General features: G+C 47.2%; 1 protein-coding gene. It reads left to right on the top strand.

The annotated features are described in order from the left end of the window. Positions 1-250: hypothetical protein (locus IEX97_RS13835; protein ID WP_229776952.1), on the top strand; the 250-nt coding region annotated here is incomplete at both ends.

Genomic DNA, 250 nt, shown 5'->3' with positions numbered 1-250 from the left:
GATTGTGCCAATAAGTTTGGGCTCTCTTGGCGTTTGTATGCTGATGGTGTCGATTTGCAATGCGCTACGGAAATCGTACACAGCATTAACCATTTCGGCATTACGCTTGTTTGTTTTCTTCCTACCTTGCCTATGGCTGGGTGCGCAACTGGGCGGTATCAGAGGTCTGCTGTTTGGTGCGTGTGTGGGTAATATTATGGCGGGTATTTCTGCTTCCCTTACTTACCGTAAAACCATACACAAACTTGCG

Source organism: Paenalicyclobacillus cellulosilyticus, assembly GCF_014647315.1.
Lineage (GTDB): Bacteria > Bacillota > Bacilli > Alicyclobacillales > Alicyclobacillaceae > Alicyclobacillus_J > Alicyclobacillus_J cellulosilyticus.
This window is presented reverse-complemented; position numbering and strand designations above follow the sequence as displayed.